This is a genomic window from Arthrobacter sp. Y3221157, assembly GCF_059089865.1.
In genome coordinates this window covers 1-400 of sequence record NZ_JBNHFD010000231.1, presented here as the reverse complement: position 1 = coordinate 400, position 400 = coordinate 1, and the positions used below count along the sequence as shown (strand labels likewise).

Below are 400 nucleotides of genomic sequence, written 5' to 3'. Positions count from 1 at the left end.
CGGATCCGCGCTGATAAGGCCCACGAGAAGCTACTCACGTTGGGTTATGCGGGCTCGGAGCGGTCCACCCGTCGGGCGATCGCGCAGGTCAAGGCCGCGTGGCGGCTCGGCCATGTGCGCGTGCACCGGCCTTGGATCGCGGAGCCGGGGATGTGGCTGCAGTACGACTTCGGCGACGGGCCGCGGATCGGTGGGATGAAGACCATCTTGTTCGTGGCCTGGCTAGCGTTCTCGAGGTTCCGGATCGTGATCCCGTTACGGGATCGGACCGCGCCGAGCGTGTTCGCCGCGCTGGACCGGTCCTTCCGGATCTTGGGCGGCGCACCAACCTATGTCCTGACAGATAACGAGAAGACGGTGACCACCGCGCACGTGGCCGGGGTGCCGGTGCGGAACCAGC

The 400-nt window shown here is 67.2% G+C and carries 1 protein-coding gene; it reads left to right on the top strand.

All coding sequences use genetic code 11. The annotated features are described in order from the left end of the window. Positions 1-400: DDE-type integrase/transposase/recombinase (locus tag AC5RTT_RS20795; protein ID WP_494146741.1), on the top strand; the 400-nt coding region annotated here is incomplete at both ends.